The organism is Scytonema sp. PCC 10023 (assembly GCF_963920835.1).
Taxonomy (GTDB): Bacteria; Cyanobacteriota; Cyanobacteriia; order Cyanobacteriales; family Nostocaceae; genus Kalymmatonema.
Window position 1 is genome coordinate 63,140 of record NZ_CAWUDP010000005.1, and the last position, 15,535, is coordinate 78,674.

General features: G+C 44.3%; 12 protein-coding genes. 3 read left to right on the forward strand and 9 right to left on the reverse strand.

Translation table 11 applies throughout. The annotated features are described in order from the left end of the window. Positions 1-49 precede the first annotated feature (49 nt). The gene (locus ACM0OZ_RS04815; protein WP_414581680.1) at positions 50-1,285 is read right to left on the reverse strand and encodes an SUMF1/EgtB/PvdO family nonheme iron enzyme; all 1,236 of its coding nucleotides are present in this window, start codon (positions 1,283-1,285) and stop codon (positions 50-52) included. A gap of 515 nt (positions 1,286-1,800) precedes the next feature. Between ACM0OZ_RS04815 and ACM0OZ_RS04820 the strand changes: the two genes are divergently transcribed. Next, positions 1,801-4,440, forward strand: a complete 2,640-nt coding sequence (locus tag ACM0OZ_RS04820) for an EAL domain-containing protein (RefSeq protein WP_414581681.1) — start codon at positions 1,801-1,803, stop codon at positions 4,438-4,440. Between the two features lie 151 nt (positions 4,441-4,591). Here ACM0OZ_RS04820 and ACM0OZ_RS04825 read toward each other — a convergent pair whose 3' ends face one another. The 8 genes from ACM0OZ_RS04825 to ACM0OZ_RS04860 all read right to left on the reverse strand — a co-directional run bounded on the left by ACM0OZ_RS04825 (position 4,592) and on the right by ACM0OZ_RS04860 (position 13,323). After that, positions 4,592-5,044 (reverse strand): zinc ribbon domain-containing protein, encoded by a 453-nt coding sequence (locus tag ACM0OZ_RS04825; protein ID WP_414581682.1) that lies wholly within the window; start codon positions 5,042-5,044, stop codon positions 4,592-4,594. A gap of 29 nt (positions 5,045-5,073) precedes the next feature. Further along, positions 5,074-5,610, reverse strand: coding sequence for an RNA-guided endonuclease InsQ/TnpB family protein (locus ACM0OZ_RS04830; RefSeq protein ID WP_414581784.1), 537 nt, complete (start codon positions 5,608-5,610; stop codon positions 5,074-5,076). Positions 5,611-5,843: 233 nt separating this feature from the next. Further along, positions 5,844-6,338 carry a pentapeptide repeat-containing protein gene (locus ACM0OZ_RS04835; RefSeq protein ID WP_414581683.1) on the reverse strand — a complete coding sequence of 165 codons (495 nt, stop codon included), beginning with the start codon at positions 6,336-6,338 and terminating at the stop codon, positions 5,844-5,846. 83 nt (positions 6,339-6,421) lie between these two features. Beyond that, on the reverse strand, positions 6,422-8,809 hold the full coding sequence (locus ACM0OZ_RS04840) for a hypothetical protein (protein WP_414581684.1): 2,388 nt from the start codon (positions 8,807-8,809) through the stop codon (positions 6,422-6,424). A 4-nt stretch (positions 8,810-8,813) separates the two neighbouring features. Beyond that, positions 8,814-9,956, reverse strand: coding sequence for a substrate-binding domain-containing protein (locus ACM0OZ_RS04845; RefSeq protein WP_414581685.1), 1,143 nt, complete (start codon positions 9,954-9,956; stop codon positions 8,814-8,816). 562 nt (positions 9,957-10,518) lie between these two features. Further along, positions 10,519-11,385 carry a sulfate ABC transporter permease subunit CysW gene (gene cysW / locus ACM0OZ_RS04850; RefSeq protein ID WP_414581686.1) on the reverse strand — a complete coding sequence of 289 codons (867 nt, stop codon included), beginning with the start codon at positions 11,383-11,385 and terminating at the stop codon, positions 10,519-10,521. Next, positions 11,375-12,247, reverse strand: coding sequence for a sulfate ABC transporter permease subunit CysT (gene cysT / locus ACM0OZ_RS04855; protein WP_414581687.1), 873 nt, complete (start codon positions 12,245-12,247; stop codon positions 11,375-11,377). Before cysT ends, cysW begins: the two co-directional genes overlap by 11 nt. 5 nt (positions 12,248-12,252) lie before the next feature. After that, complete coding sequence (locus tag ACM0OZ_RS04860; RefSeq protein WP_414581688.1) at positions 12,253-13,323, reverse strand: sulfate ABC transporter substrate-binding protein; 1,071 nt, start codon at positions 13,321-13,323, stop codon at positions 12,253-12,255. Between the two features lie 231 nt (positions 13,324-13,554). Between ACM0OZ_RS04860 and gcvT the strand changes: the two genes are divergently transcribed. Further along, entirely contained in the window at positions 13,555-14,691 is a 1,137-nt protein-coding gene (gene gcvT, locus ACM0OZ_RS04865; RefSeq protein ID WP_414581689.1) for a glycine cleavage system aminomethyltransferase GcvT, read from the forward strand. A gap of 206 nt (positions 14,692-14,897) precedes the next feature. Then, positions 14,898-15,284: a glycine cleavage system protein GcvH gene (gene gcvH, locus ACM0OZ_RS04870; RefSeq protein ID WP_414581690.1), complete on the forward strand. Its 387-nt coding sequence runs from the start codon at positions 14,898-14,900 to the stop codon at positions 15,282-15,284. Positions 15,285-15,535 lie beyond the last annotated feature (251 nt).

Below are 15,535 nucleotides of genomic sequence, written 5' to 3' on the forward strand. Positions count from 1 at the left end.
AGGTTCTTGCAACGAAATTACTGGACAAAATAGTCATAAATTATGGAGTTTATATAAAAGAGCAAACAACTCGAAACCCAATTTGGTTGTTGCTGTTGCTTGGGTTATCAAGGGAACGAAATGCAGAACGGCAGATATGAGGATGTGACTTCCACGAACCACCCCGCAAAATTCGAGATTCATGGTTTCCACCATTCACCCACGCACTACCATCTAATGGTGCGCCTTGATAATTTTGGTGTTGATAGTCAGCACACCATTCCCAGACTAACCCATGGATATCGCATAGTCCAAAGGCGTTAGCTGAAAAACTACCAACCTCAGTTGTCTGTTGCCGATAAACTCCTAATGGTTCGTCAGCATAAGTTCCTTTGTACGAACGACGATTAATTTTTTGGTCTTGTCCACAATAGTTAGCTAAATTCGTCGTGATTGTTTTGCCAAAATGAAATGGGGTTGTTGTGTTGGCGCGACAAGCATATTCCCATTGGGCTTCACTGGGTAAGCTATATGTTCGTCCTGTTTTTCTTGACAGTCGCTCACAAAACTCATATGCATCATGCCAAGAAACTTGCTCTACGGGTAAATTATCTCCCTTAAAATAGGATGGATCGGGGTTCAGGTGGCGTTCGATTTTTGGCAGAGTTGCAATAACCCTCCACTGTGCCTGAGTAATGGGATATCTACCTATAAAGAATGGTTGTATGGTAACTATGTGTTGGGGACGTTCATCCTCTTGGGATGCTTCTTCATCTTTGGATGCTCCCATTTGAAATTTACCACCTGGAATGGAAAACATTTCCAGTACAACGCCTTCGCCCAAATTTTCTATAAAATACTCTGCCTGTTTACCGCAAGACTTAGTTTCTCTCCCTTGAGTATCTACAGTTACGACTTCAAACTCAAAAGTACTAAGCTTTGGCGGTGGTGGTGGAGGAATTAGTTGCTTTTGTGAATTACTTGTAACTACAAACTTTTCACTGGTATTTTGAGGAGAGATTTGGGCATTTTCCTGAGTTGATTTTCCAATGTAGAGTCTGTGGAGTGTCTCTTGTAACTGTTGCAGAATTGCCTTCGTTTCTTTATCAATACCCTGGTAGGTGATGCGATCGCCAATATGAATTTCTTTTCCGTCAGCAATATTAACGATATAATTCCCTGACTGCAGCAAATTCTGAGCGCTGCTCGTTTTTAGCCATTGCCGCAGTACGGTAATATCCCTCTCATCTCTGTTACCGTCGAGGATGCGCTCAAGTATCACAATTAACTCATCAGGTGTACTCATTTATCATGCTGAAGTTAAGGCAAGTGACGAGCGAAAAAATACATACTTTATTCTGTCACTTTTAAACTCCTTATTTTATCTCTGATCTACCCTCTACACCCGACGCAAAGTGTATCAAAATTCTTACCCCAATTTGCATAGGTGTGACTCAATTTTTTAAGAGCGTAAGTTAGGGCAAGTATCTAGTTTTACATTTTCTCTATCACCCTATCAAAATAAGCATATCTAACTACTATTAGTCAACAAATCTACCAAGAGACAGTTGTTTGCATTTTTTTCAGTAATTTCCGCAAGCGCTTCCCTAAAAATTTGCAATCCTGATAATCTTTCTCAGATGTATTTCCGTTTTCTCTGAATTCTTTATCACCTCAGCTTAAAAGTTCCGCAAATGTACCCTGTGTCATAGCAGGTATTTGATTTTATTCTAGGTATTTAACCAAGAAAAACAGTGTAGGAAAGTGACCCAACCAAAGTTCGCCAATCGAGTTCGTCACAGGAGAATTTAAGGAAGAGCGATGCCAAAAAATGAGCGGGAAAAAATACGCCACTTGTTGGTTATCAAAGACCTTCAAGGACAGCGAACTATCCCCCTTCAAGAGGCGACTTATTCTCTCGGGCGGGATTCGAGGAATGCTATTGTTCTACGTTCTCGGTCAGTTTCTAGACAACACGCAATTCTATTACGGGTCACTGTTCCAGAGACGGATCAATATGCTTTTCGGATTATTGATGGCAGCTTTAAGGGGAAAAGAAGTACAAATGGCTTATTTGTAAACGGTACAAAATGCTTTTCTCATGACTTGATGCATGGTGATGTCATAGATTTTGGCAACAGCCAAGTTCAGGCTGTATATTATATCATTTATAACATATCAGAACAAGCTTTTTCTGAATCTTGTGAAGCTGAAGACATATCTAGGTTGATATTGGAGCAAACCAATTCAGCTAATGCTTTTGAAACCCTAAGTTTCCCTCCTAATACCGCCCTCGAAGGAGCAGGTGAAATCGCCTTAACTCGTCTAGCCTCTTTTCCTGAACTCATCCCCAATCCGATTATTGAGATCGATTTGGAGGGAAGCGTCACTTATCTCAATCCCGCTGCTGCACGCAAATTTCCCAATCTTAGGGAAGCACGTCAGCAGCATCCCATATTGGCAGGGGTCCTCACCGCAGTTCAAAATGACCAGGAAAGTTCTTTTGTTCGGGAAGTGGAAGTTGGCACAGAAGTTTTTGAACAATCAATTCACTACCTTGCTGAAAGTGATTTAATCAGGACTTTCATTATTAGAGACATTACAGAACAAAAGCAGGCGGAAGCCCAATTACGCCAACGCGATCGCTTACAGCAAGCAGTTGCTGAAGCCACAAATTATTTACTGGCAGAATTGAACTACGAAATAGCTATTGACAAGGCTCTTGCTGTGCTGGGCGAAGCTGCTAAAGTGGATCGCGTCTACGTGTTCGAGAAGCATCCTCATCTCGCAACAGGTGAGATGGCTTTGAGCCTAAAGTTTGAATGGACGAGTTCCGATTATGAACCTTCGCTTCAGTACTGGCAAAACCAGCCTCAGCAGACTTCCGTACTCGCTTGCTGGAACACAGTTCTTGAAAGTGGAAACTCGATCAGCGGACTGACCGGAGAATTTCCGACTGCTGAACGAGAACTTCTCACTCAATGCGGCATTGCGTCTCTGCTTTTAGTACCTCTGCGGTTGGATGAGAAATTCTGGGGTTATCTTGGTTTGGCTGACTGTTCCTCACAGCGTCAATGGTCAAGGCATGAAGAATCAACTCTCTTAACAATGGCAGCCAGTATTAGTGGTGCTAAGCAACGTCAGCAAGTGGAGCAAAAGATTCGCTACCAGGCGCTGCATGACCTGCTGACTGAATTGCCCAATCGCTTGCTATTTGGCGAGCTGCTTTCCGTTGCTTTAGCCAATGCAGATCGCAATGAAGAAAGTTTAGCTGTGATATTTCTCGACTTGGATCGCTTCAAGACCATCAATGACTCTCTTGGACACACGCTGGGAGATCAATTATTAAGAAGCGTTGCTCAAAGATTGCGAGATGCCCTCAGAACAGGGGACACTATTGCCCGTTGGGGAGGAGATGAGTTCACTATTCTACTACCTCGCATTCATCAAGTTGAAGAAGTTGTGCCTGTAGCCCAAAGAATCCTGCAAGCATTTCACGATGCCTTCTATCTTGAAGGAAACGAACTTCACGTCACTGCCAGCCTTGGCATTGCTCTGTTCAATGAGCATAGTCCTGATGCCGAAACTTTAATCAAACATGCGGATGCTGCTTTGTATCAAGCCAAAGATGCCGGCAAGAATAACTATCAGTTCTACACCGCTTCTGTAAGTACCAAAACTCCCAATTTGCTGATTTTAGAGAAGAGCTTACGCTATGCCTTGGAGCGGGAAGAATTCGTCGTATACTACCAACCTCGGGTGAACATTGCAACGGGAAAAATTACTGGTATGGAAGCTCTATTGCGGTGGCAGCACCCTGAGATGGGATTGGTGGCTCCCAATGTTTTCATTCCCCTTGCTGAGGAAAGCGGATTAATTATCCCCATTGGCGAGTGGGTTCTGCGAACAGCTTGCGAACAAAATAAAGCCTGGCAAGAGGCGGGATTTCCTGCTCTGACAATGGCTGTCAATCTTTCTCCCAAGCAGTTTCGCCAACCCAAACTGGTCGAGACAGTGGCAATGATTTTAAACCAAACGGGGCTAGATCCGCACTTTTTAGAGTTAGAAATTACCGAAACCACTGCTATTGAAAATTTAGACTTTACTAAAAATGTGTTGCAAAAGCTGGAGTCTATGGGCGTTTACCTCTCGATTGACGACTTTGGTACGGGTTATTCTTCCCTGTCACGCCTGCAACTATTGCCACTCCATGTTTTAAAAATTGATCGGTCGTTTATCCAAAATTTAACAACAGATTCCAAAGTTGCTCACATTGTCAAGGCGATCGTTGCTTTGGGGAATAGCTTAGGGTTGAAACTCACCGCTGAAGGGGTAGAAACGCAAGAAGAACTGGAGTTCTTAAAATCTATCAACTGCGAGAATGTACAAGGTTTCCTGTTCTATCGACCGCTTCCTGCCCAAAGAGCGACAGAAATCCTCCTAAATGGAGGCGCAACATAGCAGCATGAAGTTTTCCCTTGGAGCAAAGATAAATTTGGTTGACACTCTCCGGGCACCCATCCACGGAGATTCTTAAGATATCGCTACCTTAATATCCTGATTACTCAGGTTAAGCGGCTCACCACGTTTGCTCATAGAGCGTGGTGATTTCTCAAATGCGATTTTTCGGGCGTGTAAGTTCCGAGGAGTCCCCCCGTACTATATTCAATGCTCTATCTCGAATTGTTTTTGCTGCTCCGATGTCAGCATGTTCTATGTGACCACAACTCGTACAAATAAATCGTTCTCTATCACGATTTAGTCTATCTGTGTGACCACAATTTCTACATTCACATGAAGAATGTCGAGGGTTAACTTTAATTACGACTTTTCCACGCTTTGCAGCAAGATACTCAATCTTTAAAGTTAATTCAGTCCATGCAGCATCAGAGATAGAGCGATTTAATGCTTTCTTTCTCGATTGTCCGTTCTTTAGGAACCGTCCTGTTTTTTCATCAATTTTTACCTTGCAACGTCGTAACATCCCAGCAACATTTAAGTCTTCCAAACCAATAGCATCCACCTTACGAGATACTATTTTGTTGGCTACATACCACTGGCACACGCTTGGCGTTTGTCAGTTATTTTTTTGTGCTACTTTCCAACTCTTTGGGCTGCCTTATTACGGTTTTTACTACCCTTCTTCTTGCGGTTAACTCTACGTTGTCTAATCTTTAGAATACGTCTAGTTTTCTTATTAGTGCTAAACCGAGGGTTATCAATTTGATGTTTATCAGAAAGGTGAATAAGCTTGGTTAAACCTAGGTCAATACCAATCACTGATTGAACTTCGTTTAAAGGTCTAGGAATGTAGTCAGGTACAGTTTTATCCTCAATCCTGACTGAAACATACCAGCCATCTTGACGCTTCCTTACGGTACAAGCCTTAATACTAAAACCGTCTGGAATAGGTCTAGAGTTGTGGAACCTCATCCACCCTATTTTGGGCAAATAGATTTTATTGTCTTGAATCTTAACGCCTACAGCAAAAGTGAAAGACGTAAAGTTAGAGCGGTTCTTGAATGTTGGGAAACCTCTACCTTCTCCTGACGGAGACGCTACGCGAACAAAGAAATTTTTATAAGCAGTATCCAAACGTTTTATGTTTTGCTGTAACATAGTAGAGTCAATTTCAGCACTCCCTTGGTCTAGCTTTCTTTAACTCTGGAAGCGCAGTAATTTGTATATCTCCAGCACTACTAGCCGTCCTTATAAGCGGCAATAAGGCAAATATAGCCCAATACGTTTGGTGATAAGACCAAAACCGTTATCAACGTGAGTTCGATGTATCCTGATTTGACCCCTCTCCAAACCTCTCCCCTTGTAGGGGAGAGGCTTAAAACTCTGATCAAATATCTGGTATTTTATTTACATCCTAAAGAGTCACGGGTGGAAATACCAGTTTTAGAATTCACCCCACTTGCCTTAGCACAAAGTTTTTTCACTTCCAGACGATCTAAAACTGCATTGCTGAAATCAGCACCTGTGACATCAACATTATCAAAAGTGGAACGCAACATCATTGCGTTTGTAAAAATTGCATCGCTTAAATCAGCGCCTTTGAAGACGACCAGGTAGGCTATGCCATCACTAAAATCTACACCATGCAGATTTACTCCCTGCAATACAGAACCGTTAAAAACGCCTCCACGCAAATCAGCATCGCTAAAGTTAGCGTTCTCCAGATTGAGATTAGTATATTCTTCCCCAATCAAGCTTTGACCAGAGAAATCCTGACCTTTGAGTCCATTCCCTGCGGCACGGCTGATACTCGAAGAACTTGCTGCTTCTGCCGACAAGGGAAACAAGAAAAGAACTATAGCTAAGACCAACCCAGCTAGGACTTGCCGATACCTCATAATGCCCACTTAATAAATCTCAATACTGCCACAATTACATTAAACCTTATTAAGAAACCCGATTTCTCGGCAAGTATCCCTGCTTAATTTTCAAACGTGATAAACACAGGACTAGTCCAGACCTTAGAATCATCAACCTGACGACCTGAAATATAGATTGGCAGAAAACCGTGGGGGCTGGACTGAGGTTCTAGTATAAAGCTACCACTAACATCTGTTGGCATAGGAGTTGCACTTAAGCGTTCTACCGCAATGAAAAGCTCTGCTCCTCCCAATTCTTGCCGCAAAATTCCTTTGTTGATCAGGTCTTTGCCGGAAAATTCCCAGCTAAATTCCGGACAATGGATATAAGGATTTCGCCGTAGTGGGCTTCCTACCTTCATGTAACTACCGATTTCAACATGCAGCTGGAAGTGAGCGTGGAGTAAATCAGAAAGTTCGATTTCAATTGCATCAGAGTCTCCGTAGGTATCTGAACTAAACTCTAGTTTCAGTGGTCCATCTCGTCTAACATATTCCTCTGGATGTTCCAAACCATGAGGCTGATAGCTCTGAACTAAAGTATTGGAAAATTCCAAGGTTCCACGCCACTCAGCCCAACGATAGCGGTCTTTAATTCGTGAGCCACCCCAGCGCAGGCGAATTTTATTTGCAGCGTAACCTGCTTCCGATTGGAGGTTGCGATGCCAGAGTAACCCATTGTGAGTGTATGCGGCAATTTCGTCCCAGCCGCTTGTGCCTAACAATCGATAATGAATGGTCACTGCACCGGATGCAGTCAATTCATCTCCTTGAATGTGCGATCCTGACCAAAGCAAAGCAACCAGGCGATCGCCTGTTGTTGCCCAGGTATGACGAGAACGCAGGGCATGATTAATATCTAACTTTGTCAGCGAGGGGGAAATAATTCCCGTTACTCCACCATTGACCCCAAAAACCGCTGTCCCAGGAACGCCACCGCCACAGCGTCCGCGATGTTCATCGCCGTTCGCTGACACCCCAACTTTATATCCTCGACTAATAGCATCCTGATAAAACCAAGGGAAGTGTCCCCAAGCAGAACCAATTTCTATCAGACGTTCGAGTTTGGGGTGATGCCAGTCTAAAATAGCACGCCGTCCGCCGATGTGGGGGATGAGTAGGTGCTGCTCTGGATTGTGAATATATGCAGCATAAAGTTTATCTACAGGCCAAGCTCCAGGAAGCAGTTGTTTGCCTTTCATGTCTTCGTTCCACTCGAAGGAACGAACGAGCTTTCCTTGGCGATCGTAGGGGAATAAGACCTCGTCACCTAAGAAAACGACATTGCGATCGCCCCCCGCAGCGGAATTTCCACACCACTCTGTACCGGGATAACAAAGAAACTCGCCTTCTTGCGTCACCTCCCGACACAGTTTCACATCTTGCTTCCACCGCTCCTCAGTAATATTAAAATCATTTGCCGTATAACCCAAAACATCCAATCCGGCAACATCTCGACCGTAAGCAAAATTATACTCGGTACTATTTGTTCCTACTGTGTTGTTAGAGTGGACATGAAGGTCGGCAAAAAAGGCACGAGGATAAGCCAGGTTGCTATCTGCTGTGATAGGAGTAGGAGCGCTTTGTAACTCAGTTCCTACCAAAGTCGCTTGGAGTATTGTTTCTTCATCTGCATCCAAAGTCAAGGTAGTTTTTGCCACAGCCCAACCTTGCTCTGGCAAATCCAGCAACTGCTCTTGTAGAGTTCTAGATGAACTATGACCTGTTAACTGCAGTTGTCCTCCCAATCCCCAGCAAGTATTTCCCCAAACATCTTCTAACCGTATTATTACAGGCAACGAAACACCTGCCTTGACCAGTCGCGGAGTGACAATTGCAAGTTTGGCAGGTGGTCCTGGCACAATATCAATCACGACATCACCGGGAATTTCGGCAAAGCGAGAGGTGCCAACCGGGTCAATGTAAGCACGGAAGCGAAAGCCTTGCTCTACAAAGGTTTGCACCCTTGTTCCTGGTCCTCCAGCACGGCGATCGCCCAACCGAATCAAAATATGGTCGCCTGGTTTGATGTAACCATCGACAATATCTACAATAATTGCCTTTTGATAAGGACGTTCATGCCCCTTCTGGTCAAACCGAACCTTAAGTGACTGCACTGTTGCGGGACTTTCGCCAGGAAGAGGAGAACGAGCTTGGTATTCTGCTGAAAGATAGTTAGCCGCCTTGGGGTCTTCCGTCTGAAACAGTCCCCAGTCTGAGTAAAACTTGAACGTTACCTTAATCCAAGCACCGTCTGCAATCCCAGAAGCACCGACTTCGTAGTCAAGTAGAATCTCCTGCCAACTTCCAGCCTCAATTTGTCGAGTGGAACAGTGTAGACGACCCAGAAACGGTAAAGTGTTGACATACTCCAGATATCCTTGGGGATGAGTATACTCTCCTAGCAATGAATCAAGGTTTTCGTTTGATATGTAGTTTTCCTGAGTCATTTTCTCAACGTATTGGTACTAAGCCCGCCTTTTGGACAAATTGTTGACCTTCTTTAGACAGCAATAGATTACCATAGGCGACTCCGGCTTGTTCATCAGCTCTACCGTCTCGGCGAATGATGATATACAAGTACCTGGTTATGGGGTAAGTACCATTCTGGAAGGCTTTTATATTCAGCTGCTGATCATCCGTGACAACTGGGATATACTGCTTGCTGTCACCAGAAGCCAAGGCTACAGGGCGAACCGTCTGCTGAGTGGCTACTAGCATCGCTGCGCCGATACCGATGGCTCCTGGGGTAGAGGCTACATCACGAACAAGTACAGTATAGTCTCGGCTGGAGCGTACCTTAGGGCTAACACTGCCAATTTTTGAACCAAGAAGCGTTTTGAGTAAAGCAGTCGTCTTGGTATTTATACTGAAAGTGACAATTGGCAAGTTTGGTCCCCCGACCTCTTTCCAGTTGGTGATTTTGCCTGTGTAAATTGCTTGGAGTTGAGCTACGGAAAGCCCAGGAATAGAAATATCTGGATGCGTGTAGCAGCCAAGCCCATCGATAGCAACAGCGACTTGATCCAATTTAAAACCGCGTTCATTCGCCTTTTTATACTCAATATCCTCAAGAGGACGACCGGATAGAGCAAAGCTAAGTTGACCGTTCAGCAGCATTTCAATTCCTTTACCAGTACCAGGTTGATTGTCAACTGGATCGGTATAACGTAAGATAAAATTCGGGTGAGCCTGGTTAATAGCCTTGTGTGTGCCTTGAGCAACCAGAGATGCAAAAATAAGTGATCCACCAAAGTTGAATGTACCTTCTGGCACTTTCGGGACTTCCTTCATGGAAGTGTAAGATTGAATATCTGAATTGTTGGAAGAAACGTTCTTAGAGTTGACATTTTGTGACGATTGGGTTTGCTGCCAGAAAAAGTAGCTTCCTAGGCCAAAAAGCAGCAACATTATGGCTGATAAACTCAGCCCAGTTGCAAACACTGTATACTTAGTGATTCTGTCTTTAATAGCTACAGAACGGTTCACAAGGGGTTTGCCGCACTTTTGACAATATTTAGCTTCTTTAGGGTTTGCATGATAGCTACACCAGCTACAGATTATGCTTCCCTTAGCATTTGATTCATTCGTATTCATCCAATTCCTCAAGGATGTGCTTTGCAGGTTACGCAATAGTAAAAACAAATTCTTTTTTACCAGTTGTTAGGAATGGGCTTTTGTGGTAGAGACCCAAAGATTTGTTAGACTTACGCCGCAAACACAACACGACTCAACTCCTAAGGACGACTTTGGCTGATGAGTCAATTTATCGCCATCCTATTTTTGTAAAGGGATTGGGGATCCTTGGATTAGGGATTGGGGTAATGGTAATAAAGACCTAAACATAATTTTGGAGCATTTCCCCCAACAACCGTCCCCAGTAGCCAACGCTCGCTCTTCGGCATACAGTCGCCAGTACTGCACTCCTGGTCTCCCTCCGGAGCTATCTGGCGTTCCCCGACCAACTAGTACGTATGGTGGGGGACTCGGAAGCGCGACCAGTTGATTAAGACAATTTTATCCGCAAAGCGTAGCTATAGGGCTTCTCACTTGAATAAAGTACAAATATTTATCGGTGTCCATCTGTGTCCATCTGTGGTTGTTTATTTCTTGATATATTGCACTAATGATGCAAACCCCTATATTTAAACGCGATCGCCTAATTCCTCTTAAAAACTTGCGACAAAGCAAAATTCCGGGGTCTATCTGCTGTACGCAGTAGCTCCTGTCCAATCAGCGTCAGCAATGCTAACAAAGCGAGAAGCGACGCACAGGCAAAAGCAGCGATCGTATCGTATTCGCTATAGACTCGTTCGATATGCAATGTCAGCGTGTTTGTTTCTCCAATCAGTTTGCCTGAAACCACCGAGACGGCTCCAAACTCTCCAATTGCTCTAGATGTACAAAGTATCACCCCATAAAGTAACGCCCAACGAATCGAAGGAAAAGTCACGCGCCAGAAAGTCTGCCAAGAATTTGCTCCTAGTGTTTGAGCTGCTTCTTCTTGTGCTATTTCCATGCTTTGTAGTGTAGGTAGCACCTCTCGAATCACAAACGGGAGTGTGACAAACAAAGTTGTAAAAATCATCCCTGGCAAAGCGAAGATGATTTTGATGTTGGCTGCTTCTAACCAAGAACCAAACAGACCGACAGTTTGACTATAGAGAAGGATGAACATTAAACCCACAACCGTGGGTGAAATGGCTAATGGTAAGTCTATAATTCCTAACACTAAGATCTTACCAGGAAACGAGTATCGTGCGAGAATCCAGGCAATTAAAATTCCAAAACCAGTATTCATAGGAACCGCGACTAAGGCGATCGCCACAGTTAAAAAGATGGCATGACGAGCTTCTGGTGTCGTGATTCCTGTCCAGTAAGCCTCAATGCCATTGGCAAACGCTTGATAAAAAATAGTTACTAAAGGAAGAACAACGACGATGACTAGGAAAGACAGACCCAGAGCAATCAACAAATAGCGTCCCCAAGGCAACGTTTGTGGGTGGGCTTTTGAGCTAATTCTCATACCGCCGACTCCACCATTGCAAGAGATTAGTACAAATCAAAATGACTAGAGAAAACACCAACAGCACGATCGCCACCGCCGTTGCACCGCTATAGTCATATTGTTCCAACCGACGGTAAATGTAGATAGAGCTAATCATCGTTTCATAGGGAATATTACCCGAAATCATCAAAACGACGCCGTACTCCCCAACTGCACGCGCAAAAGCCAGCGTAAACCCTGTCAAGATAGCAGGCAGTAATTGCGGAAAAATGACTCGCCAAAACGTTTGCCAAGCATTTGCTCCCAAGACGTGTGCTGCTTCCTCTACCTCTGGTTCAATTTCCATAAGGACGGGTTGCACAGTTCTCACCACAAAAGGAAGCGTTACGAAGACTTTCGCAAAAACAACTCCCACGACAGATGAGGTCAAGTTCACTTGCTGAATACCCAGCGATCGTAAACTATTTCCTAAGAATGTTCCGGGATCGAGGTACTGTCCAAGGACTCCACCAGAACCATACAGAGACACCAAAGCAATTCCAGCAACCACCGAAGGCATGGCAAAGGGCAAATCCACCAAACCGTCTGCTAGCCGTCTACCAGGAAACTCATAGCGTACCAATATCCAAGCGAGGATAACCCCGAAGACACTGTTAATTAGGGCAGCTAACAAAGCAGCACCAAAGGAAAGCTTATACGCCTCCACAGCAACAGGAGCTGTCACGACCTGCCATAATTCTTGCCAAGAGCGTTTAGAGGTTTCTAAGAAGATAACGCTTAAAGGCAGCAGAACGATAAAGCTAATGTAAGTCAGGGCTAAACCCTGCAAAAGTGACTTATGAAAGCCTTGAGTAGAAAGGGTATCAGAGGTAGCTAACATTAGGGTTATTGGGTTCTGGCTGCTGCTTGAGCAGAATCAAAGAGCGCTCCATCTGCAAAAAGCTTCTGATCTACGGGTTTCCAGCCACCAAAATCAGCTATTTTATAAAGTGTTTTCACAGGCTTGTAAAGCTTGGCTTGTTGCTGGTATGCCTTTTGCTCTATTGGACGGTAGCCTAACTGAGCATAGATTTCTTGTCCTTTAGGTGAAAACAAAAACTTGGTAAACGCTTCTGCCACTTCGCGGGTTCCCCGTTTGTCTACTATCTTGTCAACAACCGTGACTGGAAAATCGACCTGGATATTACTTGCTGGTACTATATAAGGATAATCCTCAGGAATGACGTTGTTGGCAAAGATAATTTCGTTCTCAAATGTGACGAGTGTATCACCGATTTTATTTTTCACAAATGTATCTGTTGCCTCTCGCCCATTACTGACCAAGGTCTTAATGTTTTTGACGAAGCCTTTGAGATAATCTTGTGCCGCCTGTTCTCCTTGAGACTTGAGAATAGAACCGTATCCTGCTATTATACCCCAGCGAGCGTTACCACCGGTTTGAGGGTTGATTGCCACAACTGACACACCATCACGAGCGAGGTCGCTCCAGTTCTGAATTTGCTTAGGATTTTTAGGTCTTGTGACGATAACCATCACCGAACTAGCGGGTGAAGCCTGATTGGGTAATCTTTGGTTCCAATCTTTGCTGACAAAGCCTTTTTCAACCAAAGGGTCTAAATTGCTTTGGAGATTCTGAGCCAGAATGTCGGCTTGCAAACCACCCAAAATTGCTCTAGTTTGCGCTCCAGATCCACCATAGGATTCTTTGAACTTGACATCTTGACCTGTTTTTGCTTTCCACTCTTGCTGAAATGCGGGAATCATTTTGGAGTAAAGCGCTTTAGCCACTCCATAAGCAACCAAAGTGACTTCTACTGCTCCCGAGTTCTTAGTAGCAGTTGCTTGGGTTTGACTACTTGATACCTGGTTTTGAGTAGAGTTCTGCGTTTGAGTGCAGGCAGGAATCATAAACCCCGTAGTAAATAGCAAAGCACGTAAGGCAGAACGCCTTTTCATAGATAGCTCCTGATAACTAATAAGATGCTGTTGTTGTGATGTTAGAACGGGGTTTTTGAAGGAATATTCCTAAATACTGATGAAAAAATCGCGATTAAGAAATAATACCAATTGTCTATGTCTTTGCAAAATATTTAGATTACCTTGTTTTCTTAGCGTCTAGAGCGTAATGCGTGAGGTTTTGAAGACATAATTATACAGTGTTGACCAACGACAACAACAAAAAGACCTGTGGCTAATCAAGAAGAAATTGCCTTATCCTTAGCGCGATCGCCTTTATATGAACTTGCACAAGAACTCAAAGCACGACTCACCAGCTTTGGCGGTTGGGAAATGCCCGTCCAGTTTGTTGGCATTCTTCAGGAACACGAAGCTGTCAGAAATGCAGCAGGAATGTTTGATATTTCCCACATGGGCAAATTTACCCTGCAAGGGAAAAACCTGATTTCGCAACTCCAATATTTAGTTCCTTCAGACTTAAACCGTTTGCAACCTGGGCAAGCGCAATACACTGTATTGTTAAATCCTCAAGCTGGCATCATCGACGACATCATTTTTTACTACCAAGGCGAAGACAGCACTGGTGAACAACGGGGAGTGATGATTGTCAATGCTGCTACCACTCACAAGGATAAAGCATGGCTCTTGCAACACCTTGACCAGAATCAGGTAAGATTCCAAGACATTTCACCAGAAAAAGTCCTAATTGCCGTGCAAGGACCAAAAGCGAGTAGCATCCTTCAGTCCTTTGTGCAAGAAGACTTAACTCCAGTCAAAGCATTTGGACACTTGGAAGCAACAGTACTGGGTAAACCAGGATTTATTGCCCGCACAGGTTACACTGGGGAAGATGGCTTTGAGGTCATGGTAGATCCAGATGTCGGGCTAGAATTATGGCGAAGTCTAGTCAAAGCGGGTGTCATTCCGGCAGGGCTCGGTGCGAGAGACACCTTAAGGCTGGAAGCAGCAATGGCACTTTACGGGCAAGATATCGACGACACGACTACCCCAATGGAAGCTGGTTTAGGTTGGCTGGTTCATCTTGACACGAAAGGTGACTTTATTGGTCGGTCAATCTTGGAACGGCAAAAAGCCGCTGGAGTTCAACGCCGACTAGTCGGTTTGCAACTACAAGGACGCAACATTGCCCGTCACGGCTATCAAGTACTATCACAAGGTGTAGTCGTTGGAGAAGTGACCAGTGGTACACTATCACCAACGCTTGGTTATCCCATTGCCTTAGCCTACGTTCCCACCGAACTAGCAACTGTTAGCCAGCAGCTAGAAGTGGAAATTCGTGGCAAAGCATATCCAGCAGTTGTAGTGAAACGTCCGTTTTATCGGTCAAAAAATCGGATTAATAACTGATAACCGCTCAAGTTGTTGAGGAATAATGTGTTGTCTAGTGACTTAATCTCCTATATGGTTAATTGACCGAACAGTGCTGAATACCCAGTGCTAAGTACTGAGTCATCTACACTTAGGGCTAATTACTTGCAACTGGTGGACTTTCAAACAAATATGGTATTAATCGCTATAAGGGTGTAATTTGTTGATGTGGAAGAGGAAGTGGTATGTCTTTTGAATATCCCGAAGATTTGAGATACCTGGATACTCATGAATACGTGCGTCTTGAGGGCGAAATTGCCACCATTGGCATTACCGCCTTTGCCGTAGATCAATTGGGTGACATTGTGTTTTTGGAACTCCCAGAAATCGGCGACGCTGTCACCAAGGAAGACACTTTTGGCACAATTGAATCGGTGAAAGCTGTGGAAGACCTTAATTCCCCAGTGACTGGCACAGTCATAGAACGCAATGAAGTCTTGCTAGAAGCACCCGAACAATTGGTAGAAGACCCTTATGGGGAAGGCTGGTTGCTGAAAGTACGCGTCAACGACCCTGGTGACATTGATGATGCTTTGACTGCGGGTGAGTATAGTAGCCAAGTAGAAGGGTAAAACAGATGAGGGAGATGAGGGAGAAGTTGATACTGTTGGCGAACAAACGTAACTGACCTCTCCCCTACCCCTCTCCACCTCTCCCTAACCCTCCCCTAAAAGGGGAGGGAAGAGGAGCAGCTTTTATTACTGAGAGAGGATAATTTGCTCCCCCTTGCCTTATAGGAAAGGAGGCTGGGGGGTAAGGTTTTTAATTCGCCAACAGTGTCGAGAAGTTCCTCTCCCCTTCGTCTCCTCCGGAAAAATATCAA

Coding starts and splice junctions, on each gene's coding strand:
- ACM0OZ_RS04815 (WP_414581680.1), bottom strand. CDS start 1,285: ATGAGTACACCTGATGAGTTAATTGTGATACTTGAGCGCATCCTCGAC.
- ACM0OZ_RS04820 (WP_414581681.1), top strand. CDS start 1,801: ATGCCAAAAAATGAGCGGGAAAAAATACGCCACTTGTTGGTTATCAAA.
- ACM0OZ_RS04835 (WP_414581683.1), bottom strand. CDS start 6,338: ATGAGGTATCGGCAAGTCCTAGCTGGGTTGGTCTTAGCTATAGTTCTT.
- ACM0OZ_RS04840 (WP_414581684.1), bottom strand. CDS start 8,809: ATGACTCAGGAAAACTACATATCAAACGAAAACCTTGATTCATTGCTA.
- ACM0OZ_RS04845 (WP_414581685.1), bottom strand. CDS start 9,956: ATGAATACGAATGAATCAAATGCTAAGGGAAGCATAATCTGTAGCTGG.
- cysW (WP_414581686.1), bottom strand. CDS start 11,385: ATGAGAATTAGCTCAAAAGCCCACCCACAAACGTTGCCTTGGGGACGC.
- cysT (WP_414581687.1), bottom strand. CDS start 12,247: ATGTTAGCTACCTCTGATACCCTTTCTACTCAAGGCTTTCATAAGTCA.
- ACM0OZ_RS04860 (WP_414581688.1), bottom strand. CDS start 13,323: ATGAAAAGGCGTTCTGCCTTACGTGCTTTGCTATTTACTACGGGGTTT.
- gcvH (WP_414581690.1), top strand. CDS start 14,898: ATGTCTTTTGAATATCCCGAAGATTTGAGATACCTGGATACTCATGAA.